The 1,888-nt window shown below is 63.9% G+C and carries 1 protein-coding gene; it reads left to right on the forward strand.

What is annotated here, in order from left to right; all coding sequences use genetic code 11:
- Positions 1-248: 248 nt before the first annotated feature.
- Positions 249-1,888: hypothetical protein (locus PH5382_RS19295; protein ID WP_058336002.1), on the forward strand; the 1,640-nt coding region annotated here is incomplete at its 3' end.

The following is a 1,888-nucleotide window of genomic DNA, read 5'->3' on the forward strand; positions in this document are numbered from 1 at the left end:
CCCGCCACAGCTGCAACGGCGGGCGCAACAGGCGGGCAATTTTGCCATCACCAAAACTTCCTCTGCAGCCTGATTGTCGCACCCTTGGAATTAATGGGGCAAATTCTGGACGTGAAGGCAGGGCCTTAGCCATTGTCTTCAATCTGTAAACAATCTCCGCGCTTTTGCCTCAATTGCACACCAGAAAATGCCGTTCCCCGCCGCGATTTTACGGCTTGGCCAAGGTGGTCAAGCTGGGAGTAAAAGGCATGGATTTGGTGTTCCAACGGCATATTTTGACTGGGCAGGAGCGTTTTGATACGGATCTGCGGGATCTGGAAATCCTGCAGACTGACACCGGCACCTATCTCTGTGCCAGCACCGGTCGCAATGGCGGGCTCAGCCTGTTTCAGCTGACCGGTGGCGGCGTGCGCCCCGTGTTGCAGGACCAGCACTGGCATCAGAACGCGGGGCTGGGCACCGGCGATTTTGCGCTGGCAGAGATCGGTGGCGAGATGCAGCTGCTGCAACAAAACAGCCAGGGGGGCGCGCTGCTGTCCTATCAGATCGGCGGCGGTGACAGCCTGAGCCGCCAGAGTCAGACCAGCCTGCCAGCAGGCACAGATGGCGGTTTGGGGGTCTTGACGACAGCGCCTCTCAGCGCAGGTCACAGCGTGGTCTATGGCATCACCGGCACAGGAGAGCTGACGGGCTGGCGGCTGGATGGGTCTGGCCGTGCGCAAAACGAGATCAGTCGCACCGGCGGCGCGGATCATTATCAGATGCCGCAGGCGCGGGCACTGACAACCGCCCCCGCGACCGGCTCTGAGACGGGGCTGCTGTTTGTGGCGGATGCCGCAGGTCAGGGGGTGCACAGCTATCGGATCAATGGTCAGACCGGGGCGCTGCAGGCGGCAGACAGCCTGACCATGGCAGATGGCCTGCCGGTGGCGGATCCTTCTGCGCTGCAGAGCTTTCAGGCTCATGGCGCCACCTGGGTGCTGATGGCGGCCTCGGGCACGGGCTCGCTCAGCCTGTTTCAGGTGACGGGTGCGGGTGGGCTGAGCCTGGCGGATCATCTCAATGATACGCTCACCACCCGGTTTGGCGGGGCCTCGGCGCTGCAGGTGGTGACGGTGGGGGATCATGTTCTGGTGCTGGCGGCGGGCAATGATGAGGGGCTCAGCCTGCTGGAGATGCTGCCCTCGGGGCAGCTGATACATGTGCAGAGCCTGTCGCATGAGGCGGGGGTAGGGCTGGAAAATATCACCGCGCTGGAGGCCATGATGATGGGCGACCAGCTGGAGGTCTATGTGACTTCGGGCAGTACTGCGGGGATTTCGCAGTTTACGCTGGATCTGGCGACAATCGGCATGGTGGCGACCTCTGCTGTCGGAGAGTTGAGGGGCAGTGGCGGCGATGACCTGCTGGAGGGCGGCGGTGGCGCCGTGACAATCATGGGGCGGGCCGGGGATGATCTGTTGGTGGCCCAGGGGGCTGGCACGGTGCTGACCGGGGGCAGTGGTGCGGATCAGTTTGTCTTTGCGGCGGTGGCGGGCCGGATGGTGGTGACTGATTTCCGCCCCGGCGAAGACCAGCTGGATCTGTCGATGATCCCCGGCCTTTATGGTCCGGGCCAGTTGCAGATCACAGAGCGCGCCGACGGGCTTGAACTGACCTTTGGGGAGACTGAAATTCGGGTGCACAGTGCGGCGGGGACGGCGCTGGCCCTGCAAGACATCTTGCCGGGTGGGGGGTTTTTCCCGCCCGACCGGGGCCGGCCGGCCCCGCCCCAAGAGGAGGGCCTCCCATATTGGGGGCGCGGGGCCCGCCCCCCTTTGGGGGGGGCGGGCGCCCTATGTATCAGGCGCCCCCCCGGGCGCTTCATGCGCTGTTTTCTTAAGATAAT

Source organism: Phaeobacter sp. CECT 5382 (genome assembly GCF_001457775.1).
Taxonomy (GTDB): Bacteria; Pseudomonadota; Alphaproteobacteria; order Rhodobacterales; family Rhodobacteraceae; genus Pseudophaeobacter.